General features: G+C 74.5%; 19 protein-coding genes and 1 riboswitch. Of the genes, 3 read left to right on the top strand and 16 right to left on the bottom strand.

Going from position 1 to position 20,596, the window contains the following annotated elements:
- Positions 1-15 precede the first annotated feature (15 nt).
- Positions 16-1,179: an acyl-CoA dehydrogenase family protein gene (locus tag J5Y04_RS04805; RefSeq protein ID WP_209410497.1), complete on the bottom strand. Its 1,164-nt coding sequence runs from the start codon at positions 1,177-1,179 to the stop codon at positions 16-18.
- Positions 1,180-1,472: 293 nt separating this feature from the next.
- Here J5Y04_RS04805 and J5Y04_RS04800 point away from each other — a divergent pair, with 293 nt between their 5' ends.
- Both J5Y04_RS04800 and J5Y04_RS04795 read left to right on the top strand, forming a co-directional pair.
- Positions 1,473-2,033, top strand: coding sequence for a uridine kinase (locus tag J5Y04_RS04800; protein WP_209410630.1), 561 nt, complete (start codon positions 1,473-1,475; stop codon positions 2,031-2,033).
- Positions 2,034-2,559: 526 nt separating this feature from the next.
- Positions 2,560-4,623, top strand: a complete 2,064-nt coding sequence (locus J5Y04_RS04795) for an AAA family ATPase (protein WP_209410629.1) — start codon at positions 2,560-2,562, stop codon at positions 4,621-4,623.
- A gap of 124 nt (positions 4,624-4,747) precedes the next feature.
- Here J5Y04_RS04795 and J5Y04_RS04790 read toward each other — a convergent pair whose 3' ends face one another.
- From J5Y04_RS04790 to J5Y04_RS04730, 13 genes are all read right to left on the bottom strand, one after another.
- The gene (locus J5Y04_RS04790; RefSeq protein WP_209410496.1) at positions 4,748-5,740 is read right to left on the bottom strand and encodes an NAD-dependent epimerase/dehydratase family protein; all 993 of its coding nucleotides are present in this window, start codon (positions 5,738-5,740) and stop codon (positions 4,748-4,750) included.
- A gap of 88 nt (positions 5,741-5,828) precedes the next feature.
- Complete coding sequence (locus J5Y04_RS04785; RefSeq protein ID WP_209410495.1) at positions 5,829-6,875, bottom strand: hemolysin family protein; 1,047 nt, start codon at positions 6,873-6,875, stop codon at positions 5,829-5,831.
- Complete coding sequence (locus J5Y04_RS04780; protein WP_209410494.1) at positions 6,872-8,215, bottom strand: hemolysin family protein; 1,344 nt, start codon at positions 8,213-8,215, stop codon at positions 6,872-6,874. Before J5Y04_RS04780 ends, J5Y04_RS04785 begins: the two co-directional genes overlap by 4 nt.
- Positions 8,216-8,522: 307 nt before the next feature.
- Positions 8,523-8,957: a PH domain-containing protein gene (locus tag J5Y04_RS04775; protein ID WP_209410493.1), complete on the bottom strand. Its 435-nt coding sequence runs from the start codon at positions 8,955-8,957 to the stop codon at positions 8,523-8,525.
- A gap of 132 nt (positions 8,958-9,089) precedes the next feature.
- A complete protein-coding gene (gene hisG, locus J5Y04_RS04770; RefSeq protein WP_209410492.1) occupies positions 9,090-9,938 on the bottom strand; it encodes an ATP phosphoribosyltransferase in 849 nt (282 codons plus the stop codon).
- Between the two features lie 80 nt (positions 9,939-10,018).
- Entirely contained in the window at positions 10,019-10,291 is a 273-nt protein-coding gene (locus J5Y04_RS04765) for a phosphoribosyl-ATP diphosphatase (RefSeq protein WP_030306151.1), read from the bottom strand.
- A gap of 124 nt (positions 10,292-10,415) precedes the next feature.
- On the bottom strand, positions 10,416-10,886 hold the full coding sequence (ribH, locus tag J5Y04_RS04760) for a 6,7-dimethyl-8-ribityllumazine synthase (protein WP_209410491.1): 471 nt from the start codon (positions 10,884-10,886) through the stop codon (positions 10,416-10,418).
- A 204-nt stretch (positions 10,887-11,090) separates the two neighbouring features.
- A complete protein-coding gene (locus J5Y04_RS04755; protein WP_245204235.1) occupies positions 11,091-12,347 on the bottom strand; it encodes a bifunctional 3,4-dihydroxy-2-butanone-4-phosphate synthase/GTP cyclohydrolase II in 1,257 nt (418 codons plus the stop codon).
- Complete coding sequence (locus J5Y04_RS04750) at positions 12,344-12,931, bottom strand: nicotinamide mononucleotide transporter family protein (protein WP_209410627.1); 588 nt, start codon at positions 12,929-12,931, stop codon at positions 12,344-12,346. The genes J5Y04_RS04755 and J5Y04_RS04750 overlap by 4 nt, the downstream gene beginning before the upstream one ends.
- Positions 12,932-12,987: 56 nt before the next feature.
- The gene (locus tag J5Y04_RS04745) at positions 12,988-13,677 is read right to left on the bottom strand and encodes a riboflavin synthase (RefSeq protein WP_209410490.1); all 690 of its coding nucleotides are present in this window, start codon (positions 13,675-13,677) and stop codon (positions 12,988-12,990) included.
- Positions 13,678-13,865: 188 nt separating this feature from the next.
- A riboswitch (FMN riboswitch) is annotated at positions 13,866-13,993 on the bottom strand.
- A gap of 238 nt (positions 13,994-14,231) precedes the next feature.
- Entirely contained in the window at positions 14,232-14,657 is a 426-nt protein-coding gene (locus tag J5Y04_RS04740) for a hypothetical protein (protein WP_209410489.1), read from the bottom strand.
- 16 nt (positions 14,658-14,673) lie between these two features.
- Entirely contained in the window at positions 14,674-15,078 is a 405-nt protein-coding gene (locus tag J5Y04_RS04735) for a hypothetical protein (protein WP_209410488.1), read from the bottom strand.
- A gap of 138 nt (positions 15,079-15,216) precedes the next feature.
- Positions 15,217-18,567 carry an AAA family ATPase gene (locus J5Y04_RS04730; RefSeq protein ID WP_209410487.1) on the bottom strand — a complete coding sequence of 1,117 codons (3,351 nt, stop codon included), beginning with the start codon at positions 18,565-18,567 and terminating at the stop codon, positions 15,217-15,219.
- Between the two features lie 240 nt (positions 18,568-18,807).
- Between J5Y04_RS04730 and J5Y04_RS04725 the strand changes: the two genes are divergently transcribed.
- On the top strand, positions 18,808-19,056 hold the full coding sequence (locus tag J5Y04_RS04725; RefSeq protein ID WP_209410486.1) for an SCO4226 family nickel-binding protein: 249 nt from the start codon (positions 18,808-18,810) through the stop codon (positions 19,054-19,056).
- Between the two features lie 144 nt (positions 19,057-19,200).
- Here the strand turns inward: J5Y04_RS04725 and J5Y04_RS04720 are convergent, their stop codons facing one another.
- Positions 19,201-19,515, bottom strand: coding sequence for an antibiotic biosynthesis monooxygenase family protein (locus tag J5Y04_RS04720; protein WP_209410485.1), 315 nt, complete (start codon positions 19,513-19,515; stop codon positions 19,201-19,203).
- A gap of 230 nt (positions 19,516-19,745) precedes the next feature.
- Positions 19,746-20,492, bottom strand: a complete 747-nt coding sequence (locus J5Y04_RS43430) for a response regulator transcription factor (RefSeq protein WP_209410484.1) — start codon at positions 20,490-20,492, stop codon at positions 19,746-19,748.
- Positions 20,493-20,596: the final 104 nt, after the last annotated feature.

The raw sequence follows: 20,596 nt of genomic DNA, 5'->3' as shown, positions 1-20,596 counted from the left end.
GCGGCCCGGGGGCCGTCAGCCCTGGGTCAGGTGGCGGCCGATCACCAGTCGCTGGATCTGGTTGGTGCCCTCGACGATCTGCAGCACCTTGGCCTCGCGCATGTAGCGCTCGGCCGGGAAGTCCTGGGTGTAGCCGTAGCCGCCGAGCACCTGCACCGCGTCGGTGGTCACCCGCATCACCGTGTCGGTGCAGAACAGCTTGGCCATCGCCGCCTCCTTGGAGAACGGCAGGCCGGCGTCGCGCAGCCGCGCGGCGGACAGGTAGAGCGCGCGCCCGGCCTCGATCTGGGTGGCCATGTCGGCGAGCATGAAGGACAGGCCCTGGAACTCGGCGATCGGCCGGCCGAACTGGCGGCGGGTGCGCGCGTAGTCGACCGCGAGGTCGAGCGCGGCCTGGGCGACGCCGACGGCGCAGGCGGCGATGCCGAGGCGGCCGGAGTCCAGCGCGGCGAGCGCGATCTGGAAGCCCTGGCCCTCGGCGCCGATCAGCCGCTCACGGGCCACCCGCGCGCCGTCGAAGTGCAGCTGGGCCGTCGGCGAGGACTTCATGCCCATCTTCTGCTCCGGCGGGGCCGCCGAGAGGCCGGGAACGGTGCCGGGGACCAGCAGGCAGCTGATGCCGCGCGGGCCCGGCTCGCCGGTGCGCACCAGGGCGCTGTAGAAGTCGGCTTGCCCGCCGTGGGTGATCCACGCCTTGGTGCCGCTGACCACGTAGTCCTCGCCGTCCAGGTCGGCGCGGGTGCGCAGCGCGGCGGCGTCGGAGCCGGACTGCGGCTCGGAGAGGCAGTAGGCGCCGAGCTGCTCGCCGGAGAGCATTCCGGGCAGCCAGGCGGCGCGCTGCTCCTCGGTGCCGAAGGTCGCCAGGGCGTGGCAGGAGAGCGTGTGCACGCTGACGCCGAGGCCGACGGCCAGCCAGCCGGACGCCAGCTCCTCCAGGACCTGGAGGTACACCTCGTAGGGCTGGTCGCCGCCGCCGTACTTCTCGTCGTACGGGAGGGAGAGCAGGCCGGCCTCGCCGAGGGTGCGGAACACGTCACGCGGGAAGTGCCCGGCGGCCTCGTCCTCCGCCGCGCGCGGCTGGAGCTCGCGCTGGACCAGGTCCCGGGTGAGGCTCAGCAGCTCACGGGCCTCCTCGGTGGGCAGCTGGCGGTCCACGGCTTTCGCAGGGGAGGGGGTCATGGCGGCTGGTCGCCTCCTCGTTCGGGCGACGGGCTCTGCTGTGGCGGGCCCGACGCGGGTGTGGCAGGTCGGCCCGACCGGTACCGGATTACGGTGAACGGCCGTTCACATGCGTGGCGAAGTGAGTATGCCCGATCCCGGCGCCGCCGTCACGACCAGCGGAACATCACTGTCCGTATCGGCGCACGGGCCGCCGTAGGGTAGCCGATGTGGCTGCTTCCGAATCCTTCGAAACCCGTCCCGGCACCCGGCCGGGAACGCCCGCGGCGGGCCGGAACGCCCCGGCGGCGGACCTGGGCGCGCTCGCGGCCGAGCTGCGCGGGCTGGCGCCGTCCTGCGGGCCGGTGCGGCTGGTCGCGGTGGACGGGCACGCGGGCTCCGGCAAGACCACCTTCGCGGGCCGGCTCGGCGCCGCACTCGGGGGCGCGCCGGTGGTGCACCTGGACGACCTCGCCACCCACGCCGAGCCGTTCGGCTGGGCGGGACGGCTGCGCACGCAGGTACTGGAGCCGCTGGCGGCCGGGCGGGACGCCGCGTACGAGGTGTACGACTGGACGCTGCGCCGGTTCGCCTCGACGGCGGCGGTGCCGCTCGCGCCGGTGGTCCTGGTGGAGGGGGTCGGCGCCGGGCGGCGTGCGGTGCGGCCGTGGCTGGCCCGGCTGGTGTGGATGGAACTGTCGGCCGAGGACGCCCGGCGGCGCGGCGAGGAGCGGGACGGGCCGGCACTGGCGGAGTTCTGGGAGGGCTGGGCGCAGGCCGAATCGGCACATTTCGCCGACGACCCGAGCCGCCCGCACGCCGGGACGACGGTCGACGGGGTGACCGGGCGGATCTCGCCCGGTCACCCTCGGTGAACCTTCAACAAGCCCTTGACCTGCGGTATCGCCAGAACATAGGTTCTCCTCAGTTGCCGCGGTCACCGAGCGTGCAACTCCCAGACGCGGCACTCCCGACTTGTTCCCCCGTGAGCCGGGGGTGCCGCCCCCCTTCCGGCCCGGACCCCGCTCCGAGCCTCCCCGGCCTCCGGGCCGACACCGCGCCGGGTGCCGGCCCGACACCGCCCCGACCGCAGGTCCGGACACCGCCCCGGCTGCCGGTTCGAGCCCGTCCGACCCGTGCGGGCGCCCAACGACCGCTCCCCCGGTCGCATTTGACTGCGCGCGGCACCCTTCCGGATCAGCGCCACGCCGGTACGATTCCAGGCAGGCGCATATGCGCCCCGGGGCATCGACCACCGGCCGGCACTCCGCACACGACCCGCCGGCCGAGCCCCGAGGCACACCGCGGGGGGCGTGAGTGACGACGGTGGACAGTTCCGACGGCAACAACGCGGGCGGCCCGGCTCCGAACCGGCTCGCCGACCGTGCCTGGCTGCGCGCCATGGACGCCTACACGGCGGGTGCGTACGCCCGCGCGGAGGAGGAGTTCCGTGCGGCCGTCCGGCTCGACCCGGGGATGGCCGACGCCTGGCTCGGCCTGCACGCCCTGCGCAGCGACACCTCCGGGGCGCTGCTCGCGATGTACCGCCACCAGAAACGGTTCGGCGAACAGCGCCGGCTCCACCGCCGCCCGCTCAGCTCCTGGTACTGGCTGGGCTGGTGGGTCCAGCCCGTGTTGGAGGACGCCCGGGACCTGGCCCTGGCCCACGCCTCGCACTGGCTGGACGGCCGCCATCTCGCCGAGCTGGACCAGGCGTTGGCGCACTGCCCGACGCCCGCCGAAGACCCGTCCGCGCGGTTCCTGCACGCCTGCCGCTCCTACCTGCTCAAGGACTGGGAGCAGCTGATCCGGGACACCGACCGGCTGCTGGACGACCCGCTGCTGGGCATCGAGGCCGGCCTCTTCGCCGGCATGGCACGGGTCCGGCTGGACATGTGCGCGCAGGCCCAGGCGCCGCTGGCCGCCTCGCTCGCCCGCTGCCGCTCCGAGCAGCCGCAGCGCAAGGAACTGCGGTACTGGCTGGCCCGGGCGTACGAGGGGGCGGGGCGCAGCGCCGCCGCGCTCCCGCTCTACCGCGCGGTCCACCGGGCCGACCCGGCGTTCATGGACACCGCGGCCCGGCTGGCGGCGATCGCGGCCGAGGACGGACTGGTCGACGGGCTGCTCGACGCCGTCGGCGGGGCCGGCGGCCACGGCCCGGGAGCGGCCGTGCTCGGTGAAGAGGACTTCGACGCGGCGGAGTTGGAATCGGCGGAGTTCGAGTCGGCGGAGTTGGAATCGGCGGAGCTGCCATCGGCGGGGTTCGAGTCGGCGGAGCTGGACGGGCCCGGGGCGGACGCGGCGGGGTTCGCCGCCCCCGGGTACGGCCCGGGGACGTTCGACGCGGAGGCCTTCCCCGGGGAGGCCTTCCCCGCCGAGGAGCTCCCGGGCGGGGTCGTGCCCCCCACCGCCCCCTCCCCTGCCGACGCGCCGGCCGGGGCCGCGGGGGCCGGGGCCCCGCCGGCGGCCGCGGGAGAGCGCACCGGCTCGGCCGTCCCGCCCGTCGTCCCCGCCCCCGCCCCGACCGCCGGGGCCGCTCCGGCGCCCGCCCTGGGCGAGGCGCTCCCCCGGCTCGCGAGCCCCTCGGCGCCCGCCGAACCGGTGGGCAGTGAAAGGGAGCTGGACGAGGCTCTGGCCGAACTCGCCCGGATGGTCGGCCTGGAGCCGGTGAAGCGGCAGGTCCGGGCGCTCTCCGCGCAGCTGCGGATGTCCCGGCTGCGGGCGGCGCAGGGCCTTCCGGTCCAGCCGCCCAAACGGCACTTCGTCTTCTCCGGCCCCTCCGGCACCGGCAAGACCACCGTGGCACGCATCCTCGGCCGGGTCTTCCACGCCCTCGGCCTGCTCTCCGGCGACCACCTGGTCGAGGCCCAGAGAGCCGACCTGGTGGGCGAGTTCCTCGGCCAGACGGCGGTCAAGGCGAACGAGCTGATCGACTCCGCGCTGGACGGCGTGCTCTTCATCGACGAGGCGTACAGCCTCTCCAACTCCGGCTACAGCAAGGGTGACGCGTACGGGGACGAGGCGCTCCAGGTGCTGCTGAAGCGGGCCGAGGACAACCGGGACCGGCTGGTGGTGATCCTGGCCGGCTACCCGGAGGGGATGAACCGGCTGCTCGCCACCAACCCCGGTCTCAACTCCCGCTTCACCACCCGGGTCGACTTCCCCAGCTACCGCCCCGGCGAGCTGACCGCGATCGGCGCGGCGCTCGCCGACCGGGACGGCGACGGCTGGGACGAGGACGCCGCCGAGGAACTGGCCAGCATCTGCACCCACGTGGTGCGCGAGGGCTGGATCGACGACCTCGGCAACGGCCGGTTCATCCGCACCCTGTACGAGAAGTCCTGCGCCTACCGGGACCTGCGGCTCTCGCTGCTGCGCGAGCCGCCGGGCCGCGAGGACCTGGCGACGCTGCGGCTGCCGGACCTCGTACAGGCCTACGGCGAGCTGATCGACGGCCGGGGCTGACCGGGCGCCGGGAGCGGCCGGGCCGCACCGGCCCTTTCCGGCCGGCCTCGGCCCCCGGCCCCTGGCCCCCAGCCGCCGGCCGCCGGTCCGGTCCGGGTCAGCCCGGGTCAGCCCGGTCAGCCGGTCAGCCGGTCCGGCCCCGGAGGAACACGTCCTCCCGCTCCCGGTCCAGGCCGACCACCGGACGGTCCGGGCGCTGCGGGGCCGTGCCGCCGATGGACTGCAACCAGGCCCAGGTGTCCGCCACCGTCTCCGCCACCGGCCGGCAGCGCAGCCCTGCGGCCACCGCCTTGGACACGTCGGAGCCGTGCATGGTGTCGTGCAGCTCGCCCGGCGGGATCCAGACCGGCAGGTCGCTCCACGGTTCGATGCCGGCCGCCAGGATCGGGCCCGCCTCGGTCCAGCGCAGCTCGGCGTCCGAGCCGGTGGCCCGGACGCAGGCCTCCAGCAGCCCGCCCATGGTGGCGTGCCCGGACGGGCTGACCAGGTCGTACGCGCCGCCGAGCCCGGCCGCCAGGGCGTCGAGCGTCCAGACCGCGAGGTCGCGGCCGTCGATGTACTGCAGCGCGAGGTCGCGCGGGCCGGGGGCGAGCACCGGGCCGCCGCGGGCGATCCGGCCCAGCCACCAGGGCAGCCGGCCGATGTTCTCGTACGGGCCGAGGATCAGCCCGGCGCGGACGAGCAGGGCCCGGTCGCCGAGGGCGTCCAGCAGGGCCAGCTCGGCCCCGCGCTTGGCCTGCGCGTACGGCACCTCCCCGGCGTCCGGCGAGCCCTCGACGACGGCCGCGCCCTCGTCCGCCCCGGCCGGGCTCGGGTACGCGTACACCGACCGGCTGGACACGTACGCGTAGCGGCCGGTCCGGCCGGCCAGCAGGCGGGCGCTGTCACGCACCGCCGAGGGTGCGCCGGACCACGTGTCCACGACCGCGTCCCACTCCCCCTCGGCCAGCGCGGCCAGGCCGCCCTCGGCCCTGCGGTCCCCGTGCAGGGCGCGCACGCCCTCCGGCGGCGCGTGCGTCCCCCGGTGGAAGACCGTCACCTCCCAGCCCCGGGCCAGCGCCTCCTCGGCGACGGCGCGGCCGACGAACTCCGTTCCACCCAGCAGTAGAAGCCTCATGCCGACCACCCTGCACGAGGACGGCCGGCAGGGGAACGGACGCACGCCCAGAGCGGAATCGCCCGTAGCGCAACGGAATCGGGAACCGTCAGGCGGCGGAGCGGTGGTCCGGGTCGTGCACCTCGCCGACCAGCTCCTCCACCACGTCCTCCAGCGTCACCACGCCGAGCGTGCGGCCGTCCTGGTCGAGCACGGCGGCCAGGTGGCAGGTGGCCCTGCGCATCGCACCGAGCGCGTCGTCCAGCGGGAGCGTGCCGCGCAGCACGGTGATCGGCCGCCAGAGGCGGGCCGGGACCGGCGCCGACTGGTCGTCGACGTCCAGGATGTCCTTGAGGTGCAGGTAGCCGAGGTAGCCGTGGTCGGCCGGGTCGCCGTCGGTGACCGGGAAGCGCGAGAAGCCGGTGCGCAGCGCCAGCTCCTCGACCTGCGCGGCGGTCACCTTGGTGTCCACGGTGACCAGCTGTTCGGGCTTGAGCAGGACGTCGGTCACCGGCCGGCGGCCCATCTCCAGGGCGTCCTCCAGGCGCTCCTGACGGCCCTCGTCGATCAGGCCGGCGTCCCGGGAGTCGGCCAGCAGGTACATCAGCTGCTCGGTGGTGAAGACCGACTCCACCTCGTCCCTGGCCTCGACCTTGAACAACTTCAGCACACCGTTGGCGAAGGCGTTCAGGAAGCGGATCACCGGCGCGAGCCAGCGCGCGAGCCGGTCCAGCGGCGGGCCCAGCCAGAGCGCGGCCCTCTCGGGGCCGGCCAGCGCCATGTTCTTCGGCACCATCTCGCCCATCACCATGTGCAGGAAGACCACGACGGCCAGCGAGATGCCGTAGGACAGCGGGTGCATCAGGCCGGACGGGATGCCCATCGCGTGGAACGGGCCCTCCAGCAGGTGGGCGATGGTCGGCTCGGCGAGGGCGCCGAGGCCCAGCGAGCAGACCGTGATGCCGAGCTGGGCGGCGGCGAGCATCGCGGAGACGTTGGAGAGCGCGTGCAGCACGGTTCGGGCGCGCCGGTTGCCGGCCTCGGCCAGCGGTTCGATCTGGCTGCGGCGGACCGAGATGACGGCGAACTCGGCGCCGACGAAGAACGCGTTTCCGAACAGCAGCAGGAGGGCGACGGCCAATTGGAGCGCGGTCATCGGGTCCCGTCCTCGTCGTCGCCGAAGCGGTGGTCGCCGACGGTGCGTTCGACCCGCACCCGGCTCGTGCGGTGGCGGTCCACGGCCTCGACGGTGAACCGCCAGCCGGGCAGCTCGGCCTGCTCGCCCGGGGCGGGCAGCCGGCCGAGCAGGCCGGAGACCAGGCCGGCCAGCGTCTCGTACGGGCCGTCCGGCGCGTGCAGGCCGATGGCCTCCAGCTGGTCGGTCCGGGCCCGGCCGTCGGCGGCCCAGACGGGAAGCCCGTCGACCGGCGGCAGCGGGACCAGCTCGGGGGTGTCGGCCGGGTCGTGCTCGTCCTGCACCTCGCCGACGATCTCCTCGACGATGTCCTCGACGGTGACCACGCCGGCGGTGCCGCCGTACTCGTCCACCACGATGGCCATCGGCTGGAGCCGGCGCAGCTGGTCGAGCAGCCGCTCGGCCGGGAGCGTCTCGGGCACCAGCAGCGGCGGCACGGCCAGCTCGCCGACCCGCACCAGGCCGCGCCTGGCGGGCGGGACGGCGAGGGCGTCCTTGAGCGTGACGGTGCCGGTGACCTCGTCGAGGCTGCCGGTGTAGACCGGGAAGCGGGAGAGGCCGGTGGCCCGGGTGAGGTTGAGCACGTCGGCGGCGCTGGCGTCGCGCTGGAGGGCCGCGACGTCCACCCGCGGCGTCATCACGGACTCGGCGGTCAGCTCGCCCAGGCCGAGGGTGCGCACGAAGAGGGTCGCCGACTCCTCGTCTATCGCACCGGCCCTGGCCGAGTGCCGGGCCAGCGAGACCAGCTCGGCCGGGGTGCGGGCGTGGCCCAGCTCCTCCTGCGGCTCGATCCCGAAGGCACGGACGGTGCGGTCCGCGGAGCCGTTCAGAAAGCTGATCAGCGGGCGGCAGACCCGGGAGAAGGCCATGTGCGGGGCGGCCACGGCGCGGGCCACCTGGAGCGGCCGGGAGATCGCCCAGTTCTTCGGGACCAGCTCGCCGATCACCATCTGCACCACGGTGGCCAGCCCCATGCCGATCACCACGGCGGCGGCGCGGGCCGCCCCGTCGGACAGACCGATGCCGGTGAACACGGGCTTCAGCAGGACGGAGAGCGCCGGCTCGGCGAGCATGCCGACCACCAGCGAAGTGACGGTGATGCCCAGCTGGGCGCCGGAGAGCTGGAAGGAGAGGTGGCGCTGGGCCTTGGCGATCCGGGCGGCCTGCGCGTCGCCGGCCTCGGCGGCGCGCTCGACGGCCCCGCGCTCGACGGTCACGAAGGCGAACTCGGCGGCCACGAAGAGGCCGTTGGCGAGGATGAGCAGGAGTGCCGCGAACAACAGCAGCCAGGCGGTGATCACAGTGCCGCCTGCCTTCCGGGGGTCGGAAGTGGGGCGGCGCAGGTACTACCGGACGGATCGTCCATGGACGGGGGGAGTCACTCCTCTGGTCGTTGCGAGCAGGGCCAGGGGACCGTCGACGGTGCGCTTTGCCCTGCTTTTACCAGCGTAGACGATACCCGTACGGCTGCCGGATACGCGTTCGAAGCGGCCTCCCCGGCCCCTGGACCCCTGTGACCCCTGTGACCTCTGTGGCTCCGGTGTCCCCTGTGGCTCCGGTGTCCCGGTTCCGTGGCGGGCCGGCTCGGGCGCCGGTGGCCTGCGCCGGTCAGCGGCCGTGGTGCTCGACCAGGTCGCGCAGCGCGCGGGCGTCCGCGATCGCCTGCGCCTTGCCCATACCGGACTGGATGCCGACCGCCGCGAGCGAGGTGCCGTCGGCGAGGTCGAGCGTCGCCCAGGGGTCGCCCTGGCGGAAGTTGACCCGGACGACCTCGGCCCAGGCCAGCCGGCGGCGGCGGACGAAGTTCACCACGGTGATGCCCTCCGCGTCGGCGCTCACCCGGGGGCGGGCCAGCATCAGGCCCGCGCCGGCGAAGAAGACGCCGCTGAGCACCATCATGATCCGGTCGTTGAGCTGCCAGTTCGCCGGGAGCGCGACCGCGATCACGGCGAACAGGACGACCAGCAGCGTGCAGACCGGCAGCAGCACGGCGCGGGTGCGGCGCGGCGCCCAGGTGACGGGGAACTCGGCGGGGGTGGACACGTGGGGTCTCCGGGGGGCGTTCTGGGGAAGTCCAGCGGACGGGGCGGGAACGCCGGCCGGCGTCCCCGCCCCATTGAACCGGTGCTTAACTCCGCGCCGGCGACCGCCTCCGGGGCCGGAGGCGGCGGACGGTCAGAGGCGGCAGGCGTGGATGTTGGTGACCAGGATGGCGCGGGCGCCGATGCCCCACAGGTCGTCCATGATCCGCTGGGCCTCCTTGCGGAGCACCATCGAACGGACCGCCACCCAGCCCTCGGTGTGCAGCGGCGAGACGGTCGGCGACTCCAGGCCCGGGGTCAGCGCGACGGCCGCGCTGACGTTCTCGGCGCGGATGTCGTAGTCCATCAGCACGTAGCGGCGGGCGACCAGCACGCCCTGCAGGCGGCGCAGGAACTGGTCGACGGCCGGGTCCTCGCCCGCGCCCTTGGGGCGGATCACCACGGCGTCGGAGACCAGGATCGGCTCGCCGAACACCTCCAGGCCGGCGTTGCGCAGGCTGGTACCGGTCTCCACCACGTCGGCGATCACGTCGGCGACGCCCAGCTGCACCGCGGTCTCCACCGCGCCGTCCAGCTTGGTCACGGTGGCCTTCACCCCGTGGTCGGCGAGGTGCTGCTCGACCAGGCCGGTGTAGGAGGTGGCGATCCGCAGACCCTCCAGGCCCTGCACGTCCTTGACGTCCACGCCCTCCGGGCGGGCGAAACGGAAGGTGGAGCCGCCGAAGCCGAGCGCCAGCACCTCCTCCGCGTTGGAGTGCGAGTCCAGCAGCAGGTCGCGGCCGGTGATGCCGACGTCCAGGCGGCCGGAGCCGACGTACACCGCGATGTCGCGCGGACGCAGGAAGAAGAACTCGACCTGGTTGTCCGGGTCGACGAGGACGAGCTCCTTGGGGTCCTTGCGCTGGCGGTAACCGGCCTCATGGAGCATCTCCGCCGCGGGACCCGAGAGCGAACCCTTGTTGGGGAGGGCGATGCGCAGCATGGAGGTCGGTTCCTTACCTGTTTTGGTGGGGTGGTGCGGGTTCTCTGGACCGGTGACTGGAGGTACGTGCAGACGTCTGACTAGAGGTACTTGTAGACGTCGTCGAGCGTCAGCCCGCGGGCGACCATCATCACCTGAAGGTGGTAGAGGAGCTGGGAGATCTCCTCCGCGGTCTGCTCGTCCGACTGGAACTCGGCGGCCATCCAGACCTCGGCGGCCTCCTCGACGACCTTCTTGCCGATCGCATGGACGCCCTGCTGGACGAGCTGCGCGGTACGGGAGGACGAGGGGTCGCCGGTGGCGGCCTTCTGCTGGAGCTCGGTGAAGAGCTCCTCGAATGTCTTCGAAGCCATGATGGACTCACCTTACGGCGTGCGGGCTTACGGGCGGTAAACGATCCCGGACCGTGGACAGTCCGGTGGACGTCCACGGTCCGGGAGCCGCACGCGGGTTCGGCGGCGGAGCGTACGGGCCGGGTCAGAGGGCGCGCAGGGCGGCCGCGGTGGCCACCGCCGCGGTGACGGCCTCGTGCCCCTTGTCCTCCGCCGAGCCCGGCAGGCCCGCGCGGTCCAGCGCCTGCTGCTCGTTGTCGCAGGTCAGGACGCCGAAGCCGACCGGCACCCCGGTGTCCACGCTGACCTGGGTGAGGCCGGCGGTGGCGGCCTGGCAGACGTAGTCGAAGTGCGGGGTGCCACCGCGGATGACCACGCCGAGGGCGACCACGGCGTCGTAGCCGCGGTCGGCGAGCCGCTTGGCGGCGACCGGCAGCTCGAAGGTGCCGGGGACGCGCAGCACCGTCGGCTCGGCGATGCCGAGCTCCTTGAGCGCGCGGTGCGCGCCGTCCAGGAGGCCGTTCATCACCTGGTCGTGCCACTGGGCGGCGATCACGGCGACCTTGAGGTCGGCGGCGTTGTCGATGGTCAGCTCGGGGGCGCCGTGGCCGCTCATGTGCTGGTCCTCTTTCGGGGTCTGCGGATCCGCGGGAATCCGCGGGGGTCTGCCGGGTCGGTCGGGGTCGGTCGGGGTCGCTCAGGAGGTCGTGCTGGTCGTGCGGGTGGTGCTGGTCGTGCTGGTCGTGCGGGTGGTGCTGGTCGTGCTGGTCGTGCGGGTGGTGCTGGTCGTGCTGGTCGTGCGGGTGGTACGGGATCCGGTTCAGGAGCCGAGGCCGGGCAGGTCGTGGCCCATCCGGTCGCGCTTGGTGCGCAGGTAGCGCAGGTTGTGCTCGCCCGCCGGGGTCTCGACCGGCTCGCGGCCCTTGACCTTGAGGCCGTGCTCGGTGAGCGCGGCCAGCTTCTCCGGGTTGTTGGTGAGCAGGGTGAGCGAGCGCACCCCGAGGTCGCAGAGCATCTGCGCGCCGATGCTGTAGTCGCGGGCGTCGGCGGGCAGGCCGAGGTCCAGGTTGGCGTCGACGGTGTCGCGGCCCTGCTCCTGGAGCTCGTAGGCGCGCAGCTTGTGGGCCAGGCCGATGCCCCGGCCCTCGTGGCCGCGCAGATAGAGGACGACGCCGCGGCCCGCCGCGGCGACCTTCTGGAGCGACGCCTGGAGCTGCGGGCCGCAGTCGCAGCGCAGCGAGCCGAACACGTCGCCGGTCAGGCACTCGGAGTGGACGCGCACCAGCACGTCCTCGCCGTCCGGCAGCCGGCCGTCGGCGTCCAGGCCGCCCGCGACGAGCGCGAGGTGCTCGACGCCGTCGATCGTGCCCTGGTAGCCGACCGCGGTGAACTCCCCGTACGCGGTGGGCAGCGCGGTGACGGCGGCCCGGTCCACGTGCAGCTCGGTGCGGCGGCGGTAGGCGATCAGGTCCTCGATCGAGATGATCGCCAGGCCGTGCTCACGGGCGAAGGCGACCAGCTCGGGCAGCCGGGCCATGGTGCCGTCGTCGTTGACCACCTCGGCGATCGCGCCGGCCGGCGGCAGCCCGGCCAGGCGGGCCAGGTCGACGGCGGCCTCGGTGTGGCCGGGGCGGACCAGCACGCCGCCCTCGACGGCCCGCAGCGGGAAGACGTGCCCGGGGCGGGTGAGGTCGGCCGGCTCGGTGCCGGGAGAGGAGAGCAGCCTGACGGTGCGGGCGCGGTCGGCGGCCGAGATTCCGGTGTCCACCCCTTCGCGGGCGTCGACCGAGACGGCGTAGGCGGTGCCCTTGCGGTCCTCGTTGACCTGGGTCATCGGGGGCAGCTTGAGCCGGTCCAGCTCGTCGCCGGTCATCGGCGCGCAGATCACGCCGGAGCTGTAGCGGATGGTGAACGCCATCAGTTCGGGGGTGGCCGCGGAGGCGGCGAAGACGATGTCGCCCTCGTTCTCGCGGTCCTCGTCGTCGACCACGATCACGGCGCGGCCGAGCGCGATGTCGGCGACCGCCCGCTCGACGGGGTCGAGCACGAGGTCGTCGGTGCCGGGGTCGGTGCTCATGCGGAGGCTCCCTGAAGGACGGTGGCGGAGGTGGGGCGGGGCGCACGGGTGCTCAGCCACCAGGAACGCAGGCCGAGCAGCACCAGGACGAAGTAGATCGAGTAGGTCAGGCCGGAGAACGAGTAGCCGCTGTTGAAGGCGAGCGGGACGCCGACGACGTCGACGGCGATCCAGGCGAACCAGAACTCCACCCAGCCGCGGGCCTGGGCGACCATCGCCGCCAGCGTGCCCACGAAGATGTAGGCGTCCGACCAGGGGCTCCAGGAGAGACTGGGGTTGGCCAGGAAGAGCCAGGCCAGTGCCCCCGTGCCGAGGGCGGTTCCGGCCACCAGCGCGGCCCGCTCCGGCCAGGTCGCGAACCGGACGGCGATCTCACCGGTGCCGCGGCGGCCGCGCTGCCACTGCGTCCAGCCCCAGGCGGCCGTGGCGACGACGATCAGCTGCTTGCCGATCAGGCCGGGCACGTGGCCGTTCAGGTAGGCCGTGATCAGCACGACGCCGGAGAGCAGCTGGACCGGCCAGCTCCACACCGAGCGGCGCCAACCCAGCGCGAGGGCGGACAGTCCGAGCAGGTTGCCGAACATGTCGGCCCACTTCACGTGCTCACCGAAGACGGTGAACGCTTCTCCGCTCAGCCAGTTCACTTGGACTCTCCGGTCGTCTCTGCCGCGGTGATCGGGGGGAGGGTGATCGGGGGGAGGGTGCGGGCTTCGAGCAGGCGCTCCACGTACTTGGCGAGGACGTCGACCTCCAGGTTGACGCTCTCGCCGACGGCCTTGGCACCGAGCGTGGTCAGCGCGAGGGTGGCGGGGATGAGGCTCACGGTGAAGCTGTCCCGGGCCGCCTCCACCACGGTCAGGCTGACGCCGTCCACGGTGATCGAGCCCTTCTCCACCAGGTAGCGGGAGATGGTGCCGGGCAGCGAGAAGCGCAGCACCTCCCAGCGGAGGTTGCCGTCCGCGTCGCGCTCGCCGGGCTCGCGGCCCAACAGGGCCCCGGTCGCGTCGACATGCCCCTGCACGAGGTGCCCGCCCAGCCGGGCGCCGAGCGCCATCGCCCGCTCCAGGTTGACCCGGGACCCGGGCTTCAACTCGCCCAGGCTGGAACGGTGCAGCGTCTCGGCCATCACATCGGCACTGAACTCGCCCGTCTCGGCGGCCAGTTGCTCGGGGGTGTCGACAACGGTCAGGCAGACGCCGTTGACCGCGATGGAGTCGCCGTGATGCGCGCCCTGACAGACCACCGGGCCGCGCAGGCGGATTCGCGAGGAGTCGCCGATCTCCTCGATCGACACGACCTCGCCGAGCTCTTCGATGATGCCGGTGAACACCCGGGTTCTCCTCGCGCTTGGGGCGCGGACTCCGGGGCGGCATGGGAGGGGACACGGACGGGCACGGGTGCACGGACCCCGGGGCACGGCCCGTCGTCGGGGTGCCGCAGAACCGCCGGGAGAGAACTCTCCCGTCGTACACCTACCCGAGGCCCACCAGGGGACCACGGGCACTGCTCTTCATCCGTCGCGCACGCCTCCCATCCGGACTTTAACCGTCGGTCCAGGAATTTCACCTGGTCAACCGGCCGCTGGCTGCGGACGGGTCGCGGACTGTAACCGCCGGTTCGGATTTTCACCGACCCCGGAGTGCGCTGAACGTCACTGCTACTACTGACGTCATTGTGCCATGATCCCCGCGAAGCGAGGGAGAGGCCTCCGCTGTGTCCTGTTTCACGTGCGGGGCGGGAATGCGCCGGGGTGCGCGGATCACGTGATCCGGCCTCCCGGCGCGGGGCTTCACGGGCCGGCGGGCGCACTCCACGGGTGTCGCCGCTCCATGGAGGGCACGCTCGATGGGTGCCACGGTCGATGGGTGCCAACGTCCACCGGCGTCAACGCTCCAGCAGTGTCACCTCCGCCCGGTGGCGGCGCTGCTGTTCGGCGTCCCAGTCCCCCGTGCAGTAGACGGAGAGCCGGCCGATCGCGCCGTCCCGGACGTCGGCGCGCAGCAACTCGCGGCAGTACCAGCGCTCGCCGTCCTGCTCCCAGCTCTCCTCGACCTCCAGCACGAACCCGGCGGCGGTCCGGTCGAGACGATGACGCGGGACGGTGCCGGGCACCGGATGGCCGTCCTTGCGCAGGGCGACCAGGCCGTCCACCCCGCGCGACTGGAGCCGCCAGCACGGGAGGGTGAGGTCGCAGAACACCTCGCGGTGGAAGAGGCCCGCGGGCGGGGTGCCGGTCTCCAGGAAGGTGACCAGGAGGGCGGAAAGGCGGTCGCTGACGGCGGGTGCGGGCGCCGTCGTCGTGATGGTCATGGTGCTGCCCTCCCGGTCAGGCACCGACGGGGGCGCTGCCGGCCTCGGCCGCCTTGACGGCTTCCAGGTTGCGGCCCACCACGGCCATCGTGCGCTCCAGCGCCTCGGTCGGGCTGAACTCGATCAGCTCCGTCCCGGCGAAGATCAGCGGCAGGTGGCCGGGCGCACCGTAGTAGGCGTCGCCGGCCTGGTAGACCTCGTCGTGGTCGGCGTAGCGGAAGACCACCTTCCCGGCCACCACGACGCCCCAGTGCGGGCTCTGGCAGCGGTCCTGCGGGAGTCCGGCGAAGAGCGGGCCCGGGTCCATGTCGGCTCTGTGGGTCTCGAACCCCACGGTGTATCCGCCGAGTTCGGCGTAGCGGCCCTCGATGACCGGCTCGTCCAGTTCGAGCGCGGCCTCGGCCTTGGAGATGCGGGGCATGACGTCCTCCTCGGGTGCGTTCCCGGCTGTCTGCCGTGTCCGGTGAGAAGGGCGTGAGGAACGGCCGCACGATGTGAGGCCTGCCGGGGCGCGGGCTCGCGGGGCGCGGCGGCGCGGCGGGGGACGGTCGGCGGATCGCTAGGGCCGCCTGTCGTCGAGCTGCCAGTGGACGGGCTGCTCCGGCTCGTACACGCAGAGTGTGCCGGTGCGCACGGCGTTGGCGAGGTGCCGGCCGAGGGCGGGGTGGGCGTGCGAGATGCGGTCGATGGCCGTGCGGATCCGGGCGGTGACGGCGGTCCGGGCCCGTTCGGCGGCCGAGCCCGTCCGGCGCACCCGCCCGCCCAGGCCGTAGACGGCGGAGAGCTGGCCGACCAGCGCGTCCCGCTCGACGGCGATCCGGGCGGAGCGCTCGGCGTCACCGGCGGCGTCGGCCTCGGTGGACTCCTCGTCCAGCTCGACCAGCCGCCGGCGGTAGGCGGCGCGGGCGGTGGCGTCGATCAACTCACCTGTGTCGGACGGTTGGTGGAGCCCTTCCGGATCGGACGGCCGGGCCACGCCGCCGGCCGGGGCCGAGGTCGCCAGGTCGAGGGCGGGGACGGGCCTGCCCGGCCGGGCCAGCAGTGCGGCCAGGTCGCGCAGGCCCTTGCTGTCGGGGAGCCGGACCTCCTCCCCCGCATACCCGAGCTGCCAGAACTCTCCCTGGAAGACGAACAGTTGACCGTCCTCCGCGGGCCGCCCAGTACCGTCGGCCTCCTGGGCGATCCGGTCGGCCAGGCCGGGTGCGCCGAGCGCCCGGGCGGTGGCGAGCGCCCGGGCGAAGTGCTCGCGGGCGGCGGCGGACTCGCCGAGAACGGTGGCGAGCAGACCGAGGTGGCGGTGCACCGGGCCGCGGACGGCGGCCGCGATCCCCTCGACCGCGAGCAGCTCGCGGTAGGGGTACAGGGAGTCGTAGAGCCAGCGGGCGAGGGGTCTCAGTTCCGCGTCGGCGGCCGTCGCACCGACGAGTGCGAGCGCCTCCGCGACCTGGGCCATCATCGGCAGCCACTCGCTGTCCACCGGTGCGGACGCCAACAGCGGTGCCACGGAGACGAGTCGACGTCTCGCGTCGGTGCGATCGCCGAGCTGGGCCGCGATCAGCGCCCGGGTGACCCGGGGCCAGACGCCCGGCAGGCTGTCCAGCGGGGGCGGTCCGGCGAGCAGCCGGTTCAGTTCGTCGGTCTCGCCCGACTCCGCGCAGAGGCACCAGCGTTGGGTGGCGGCGAGGAGGGCGGCATTGGCACTGCCGGCCCGCTCGCCGAGCTCCGCCACCTCCGCGAGGGCGGCGCGGCAGTCCGCGTGCCGGCCCTCCAACAGGGCCCGCATACCCCGCCAGAGCGGCACGTACCAGGCGTAGAGCGGTCGGCGCAGCGCCCGGGCACCCGCCTCGTACGCCTGGATCTCGGCGTACGCCTCGGCCGACTCGCCGCGCTCCAGCAACGCCACCAGGCGCAGCCGCCGGCCGAGCAGTTCCAACTCCCGGTCCGGCTCCGGCAACCCCCGCGCGAGCGTCACGATCTCCCCCGCCCAGGCGCGCCGCTCGCCGCAGTACGCGGGGCCGGAGCGTGCGTCGCAGAGCGCGGACAGCGCGTACGCCAGCACGGCGTCGTCCCCGCTCCCCCGCGCCGTCCGGACCGCCTCCTCGGCCAGGGCGAGGCGGTCCGTTTCCGGCTCGACCAGCGCCCCGGCGACCGAGAGCCGCGCGGTCACGGCGGCGAGGAGGGCGAGGTGCGGGGTCGGGGGTGGGGATTGGGGTGGGGGTGAGGTCGGGCTTGGGGCCGGAGGCGAACTCGGGGTCGGAGGTGGGGCGCCGGGCCGGGTGGGCGGCGCGGCGAGGAGGCGGGTGCGGGCCTCGGCGAGCAGGTCGATCTGCGGACGGTCGAGGAGGTCCACCTCGAAGCCCGCCGGACCGGAGCCCAGGCCGAGGGCTGCGCGAGCCAGGAGGTCGGGGCGGCCTGCACGGCGGGCGGGACCGGCGGCGGCGAGGAAGGCCTCCCGGCTCTGCTCCCGGTGGCCCGCGCCGAGGCGCGCGGTGCCCAGGCCGAGCAGGAGGGCGGCACGGCGGGCGTCGTCCGCGACGGCTGCCGTGCCGAGCACCGTCAGCGCCCGTTCGTACCACTGGGCCGCGTCCTCGAACGCCAGCAGACCGGCCGCACGGTCCGCCGCCCGACCCGCGAACTCGGCGGCGGCGGCGGCCTGTTCCGGCCCGGCCAGGATGAGCTGGCGCGCCGCCTCGGCCGGCCCGGTGTCCCGGCCGCGGGCGGCGAGGGCGGCCAGTACCGAGCCCGCGCGGCCGTGCAGGGCGGCGCGTTCGGCCGGGTCGAGGGCGTCGAGGACGGCCTCGCGCATCAGCTCGTGCCGGAACTCGCCCGCGCCCGGTTCGACCAGTGCCAGCAGCCCCTCCCCGGTCGCGGCGGCGAGCACCGGGCGGAGCGAGTCCAGTGGTACGGCGGCGAGTTCGGCCAGCACGTCCAGGCCGAAGCGGGTGCCGAGCACCGAGGCCGCGCCGAGCACCCGGGCGCACTCCCCCGGCAGCCCGTCCAGCCGCGCCGCGACCGCCGCGCGGACCGTGGCGGGCAGCGGCCCCGGCCGGCCGGACCCGTCGTGGCGCAGCAGTTCGGTGACGAAGAAGGCGTCACCGCCGGTCCGCTCCAGCAGCGCGCGGACGGCCGCCGGGTCGCTGCGCCCGCCGGCCGCGGCGGCGAGCAGCGCCCGGAGGTCCGGCTCGGTGAGCGGACCGACCGGCAGTGTCCGGCCCGCCCTCAGCAGCGCGGCCCGGGCGGCGGTGCGCCCGCGCCAGGCGGCGCCGTCGTCCCGGGCGGTGGCGAGCAGCAGGACGGGTGTGGTGCGCACGGCGGCGGCGAGTTCGGTCAGCAGGTGGAGGGTGGAGGCGTCGGCCTCGTGCACGTCGTCCAGGACGAGCAGCAGCGGGCGGCGCGCGGCGCCGGTGCGGAGCAGTTCGGCGAGGTCGCCGCCGAGCCGCTGCCGGGCCGCCGCCGGGTCGGCGGCACGTGGCAGGTCGGCGGTGCGCGGCAGGTGGGCGGTGCGTGGTCCGCCGCGCGTCGGCGCACCCGTGGCGTCGGGCCCACCCGGGACGCCCGGGGCGGGCGCCGCGGCGGGGGCGGGTTCGCCGGCGACCAGGGCGCGCAGCCCGGGCGAGGCCGCGGCCAGCCGGCCACAGGCGGTGTCGGCGGCGGCGAGTTCGCGCACGGCCTGCGACCAGGGGCCGAGCGCGCCGGAGCCCGCGCGGACGCCGGCTCCGGGCGGGCACCAGAGCCAGAGCACCCGGCACCCCTCGGCCCGGCGCACGGCCTCCTCGGCCGCCCGGGTCTTGCCCGCACCGGCCGCGCCGGTGAGCACGGTCAGGCCGCCCCGCCCGGCGCGCGCCTCGGCGACCGCCGCCGCCAGCTCGGCCAGCAGGTCGGCGCGGCCGACGAAGGGAAGCACGGGCATCGGGCCGTCCTCTCACCCGGGGCCGGGACCGTGCGCCCGGTCGGTACTCGGCCGGTCGCGGCCGGTCTCTGCCGGTCTCTGCCGGTCGCTGCCTCGGCTTCTCCCGGCCCGGGCGGTTCTCATCCGAGCGTAGGACGCCGGGTGGCGCGGGTGCCCGGTGGCGGCCCGAGGTGCGACGGGCGCACGCTGGTGGTAGGCGGCCGGCACCGGTCGGCCGCGACTCCTGGAGGTGCGACAGCGATGGCCAAGTTCATGGACGTCCACCACGGTATGGCGGGCATCACCGAGGAACAGCTGCGGATGGCCCACCGGGCCGACCTCGCGATCGAGGGCGACGAGGGCGTCCACTTCGAGCAGGCGTGGGCCGACCCGGAGTCGGGCACCGTGTACTGCCTCTCCGAGGCGCCGTCCAAGGAGGCCGTGCAGCGCATCCACGAGCGCTCCGGGCACCCGGCGGACGAGATCCATCCGGTGCCGTTGATGGTCTGAACCCGGCGGACGTCTGCACCCCGGCGGACGTGCGAACCCGGCGGACGTGCGAACCCGGTGGGCGTGCCGACCCCCGCGGGTCGCGCCCGGTGGTCGGCACGCACGGACCGGGCGCCGCCGGGGAGGCCGGACCCCGGCCGCGGGTCACGCCGGCCGCACGGCCGGGATCGGCGTGAAGTGGGTGACCTCGGGCGGGTGCGCCAGGTAGCGCAGCTCGCCCTCCGACCAGACCGGCCGGATCCGCCACATCGGCCCCGCGTACCCGCGCAGGGCCTCCTCGTCGCGCCACCGGCTCACCACCAGCACCCGGTGGCCGTCCTCGGTCACCGACCGCAACAGCTCGCCGCCCAGGCAGCCGTCCGTCTGCCCGAGCTGTGGGATCACCTGTGACGTCAGCAGGGCGCAGAACTCTTCGACCTGCCCGGCCATGACCTGCCCGGCCCAGATCCTGACGATCACGGCCACCACCTCCCTGAGGCACTCCGCACCAGGCTGCGGGCCGATGGAACACCCACAATTATCCGCCGCGGCACCGTTCCGTCACCTGCCCCGTTCCGTCGGCACCGGACACCCCGGGCCGGTACCGGACGTCCCGGCGCAGGCGGCCGCGCCGCCCTGGGCCGGTCCGGGCAGCCGGGTCCGGGCAGTCGGGTACGGGCACCAGCCGTGAGCGGCGGCGCAGCCCCCGTTCACACCGGCCTGAGGCTTGGCCACGACGGGGCGCGGCGTACGGAGTGGGAGGCCGGCCGGATCGGCTTCCCACTCCGCGGGGCCTGCCCGAGCCCCGCCGTCCGTGCCGCCACGATGGCCTCTCCGCGGTTGCCCGCCCCCAGTTTGGTCAGCACGGCCGAGACGTAGTTGCGCACGGTCTTGTCCGAGAGGATCAGCTCCCTGGCGATCCGCCGGTTGTCGAAACCGCAGGCGATGAGACCGAGCACATCGTGCTCACGGGCGGTCAGGGCGGCCAGGGCGCAGCTGCTCGGCACATCGGCCGCCGAGGCGAGGAGCGACGGGAGCATGCCGCCGACACCGGGGCTGAGCACCACCCCGCCGCCCCGGACGAGCCTGACGGCGTCGAGGATCATGGCGGGTTCCAGGTCCTTCAGCAGGAATCCCCGGGCGCCGGCCGACAGGGCCGCCAGCGCCAGCCCGCTCTCCTCGTTCCGGGCCGACCCGGTCGCCACCACACCGACCGCGGGGAAGCGGCGCACCAGGGACCGGACCGCGGCGAGTCCCGATCCCCTCGGCCTGTCGAGGTCCAGGAGCACGACGTGCGGGCCCGTGTCCCCGATCTGCTCCAGGCACGCCTCGGCGTCCGCGGCCTCGCCCACGAGGTCGACCGTGCCGTCCGACAGCACCGCGCCGATGCCGATCCGGATGAGCGGGTTCGCCTCGACGAGGAACACCCGGACTGGCTCGGTCGGCGTGGGCGTCACTGGTTGTCCCCTTAGGCTCGGACGATGTCTTGACCTAGCATGACCGCGATGCGCTAGCGCGCGACTAGCGCAGGCAGCGGCGGGGGCCGGCTGGTGCCGTGGGG

The organism is Kitasatospora sp. RG8, assembly GCF_017813315.1.
Taxonomy (GTDB): Bacteria; Actinomycetota; Actinomycetes; order Streptomycetales; family Streptomycetaceae; genus Kitasatospora.
Note: the sequence above shows the minus strand (reverse complement) of the source record. Positions and strands in the feature narration are given on the sequence as shown.

Excerpts from the sequence above, each read along its gene's own strand:
- J5Y04_RS04790 (WP_209410496.1), bottom strand. The coding sequence starts at position 5,740 with ATGAGGCTTCTACTGCTGGGTGGAACGGAGTTCGTCGGCCGCGCCGTC.
- J5Y04_RS04730 (WP_209410487.1), bottom strand. The coding sequence starts at position 18,567 with ATGCCCGTGCTTCCCTTCGTCGGCCGCGCCGACCTGCTGGCCGAGCTG.
- hisG (WP_209410492.1), bottom strand. The coding sequence starts at position 9,938 with ATGCTGCGCATCGCCCTCCCCAACAAGGGTTCGCTCTCGGGTCCCGCG.
- J5Y04_RS04740 (WP_209410489.1), bottom strand. The coding sequence starts at position 14,657 with ATGACCATCACGACGACGGCGCCCGCACCCGCCGTCAGCGACCGCCTT.
- J5Y04_RS04785 (WP_209410495.1), bottom strand. The coding sequence starts at position 6,875 with ATGACCGCGCTCCAATTGGCCGTCGCCCTCCTGCTGCTGTTCGGAAAC.
- J5Y04_RS04755 (WP_245204235.1), bottom strand. The coding sequence starts at position 12,347 with ATGAGCACCGACCCCGGCACCGACGACCTCGTGCTCGACCCCGTCGAG.
- J5Y04_RS04725 (WP_209410486.1), top strand. The coding sequence starts at position 18,808 with ATGGCCAAGTTCATGGACGTCCACCACGGTATGGCGGGCATCACCGAG.
- ribH (WP_209410491.1), bottom strand. The coding sequence starts at position 10,886 with ATGAGCGGCCACGGCGCCCCCGAGCTGACCATCGACAACGCCGCCGAC.
- J5Y04_RS04750 (WP_209410627.1), bottom strand. The coding sequence starts at position 12,931 with ATGTTCGGCAACCTGCTCGGACTGTCCGCCCTCGCGCTGGGTTGGCGC.
- J5Y04_RS04805 (WP_209410497.1), bottom strand. The coding sequence starts at position 1,179 with ATGACCCCCTCCCCTGCGAAAGCCGTGGACCGCCAGCTGCCCACCGAG.
- J5Y04_RS04765 (WP_030306151.1), bottom strand. The coding sequence starts at position 10,291 with ATGGCTTCGAAGACATTCGAGGAGCTCTTCACCGAGCTCCAGCAGAAG.
- J5Y04_RS04795 (WP_209410629.1), top strand. The coding sequence starts at position 2,560 with ATGGACGCCTACACGGCGGGTGCGTACGCCCGCGCGGAGGAGGAGTTC.
- J5Y04_RS04735 (WP_209410488.1), bottom strand. The coding sequence starts at position 15,078 with ATGCCCCGCATCTCCAAGGCCGAGGCCGCGCTCGAACTGGACGAGCCG.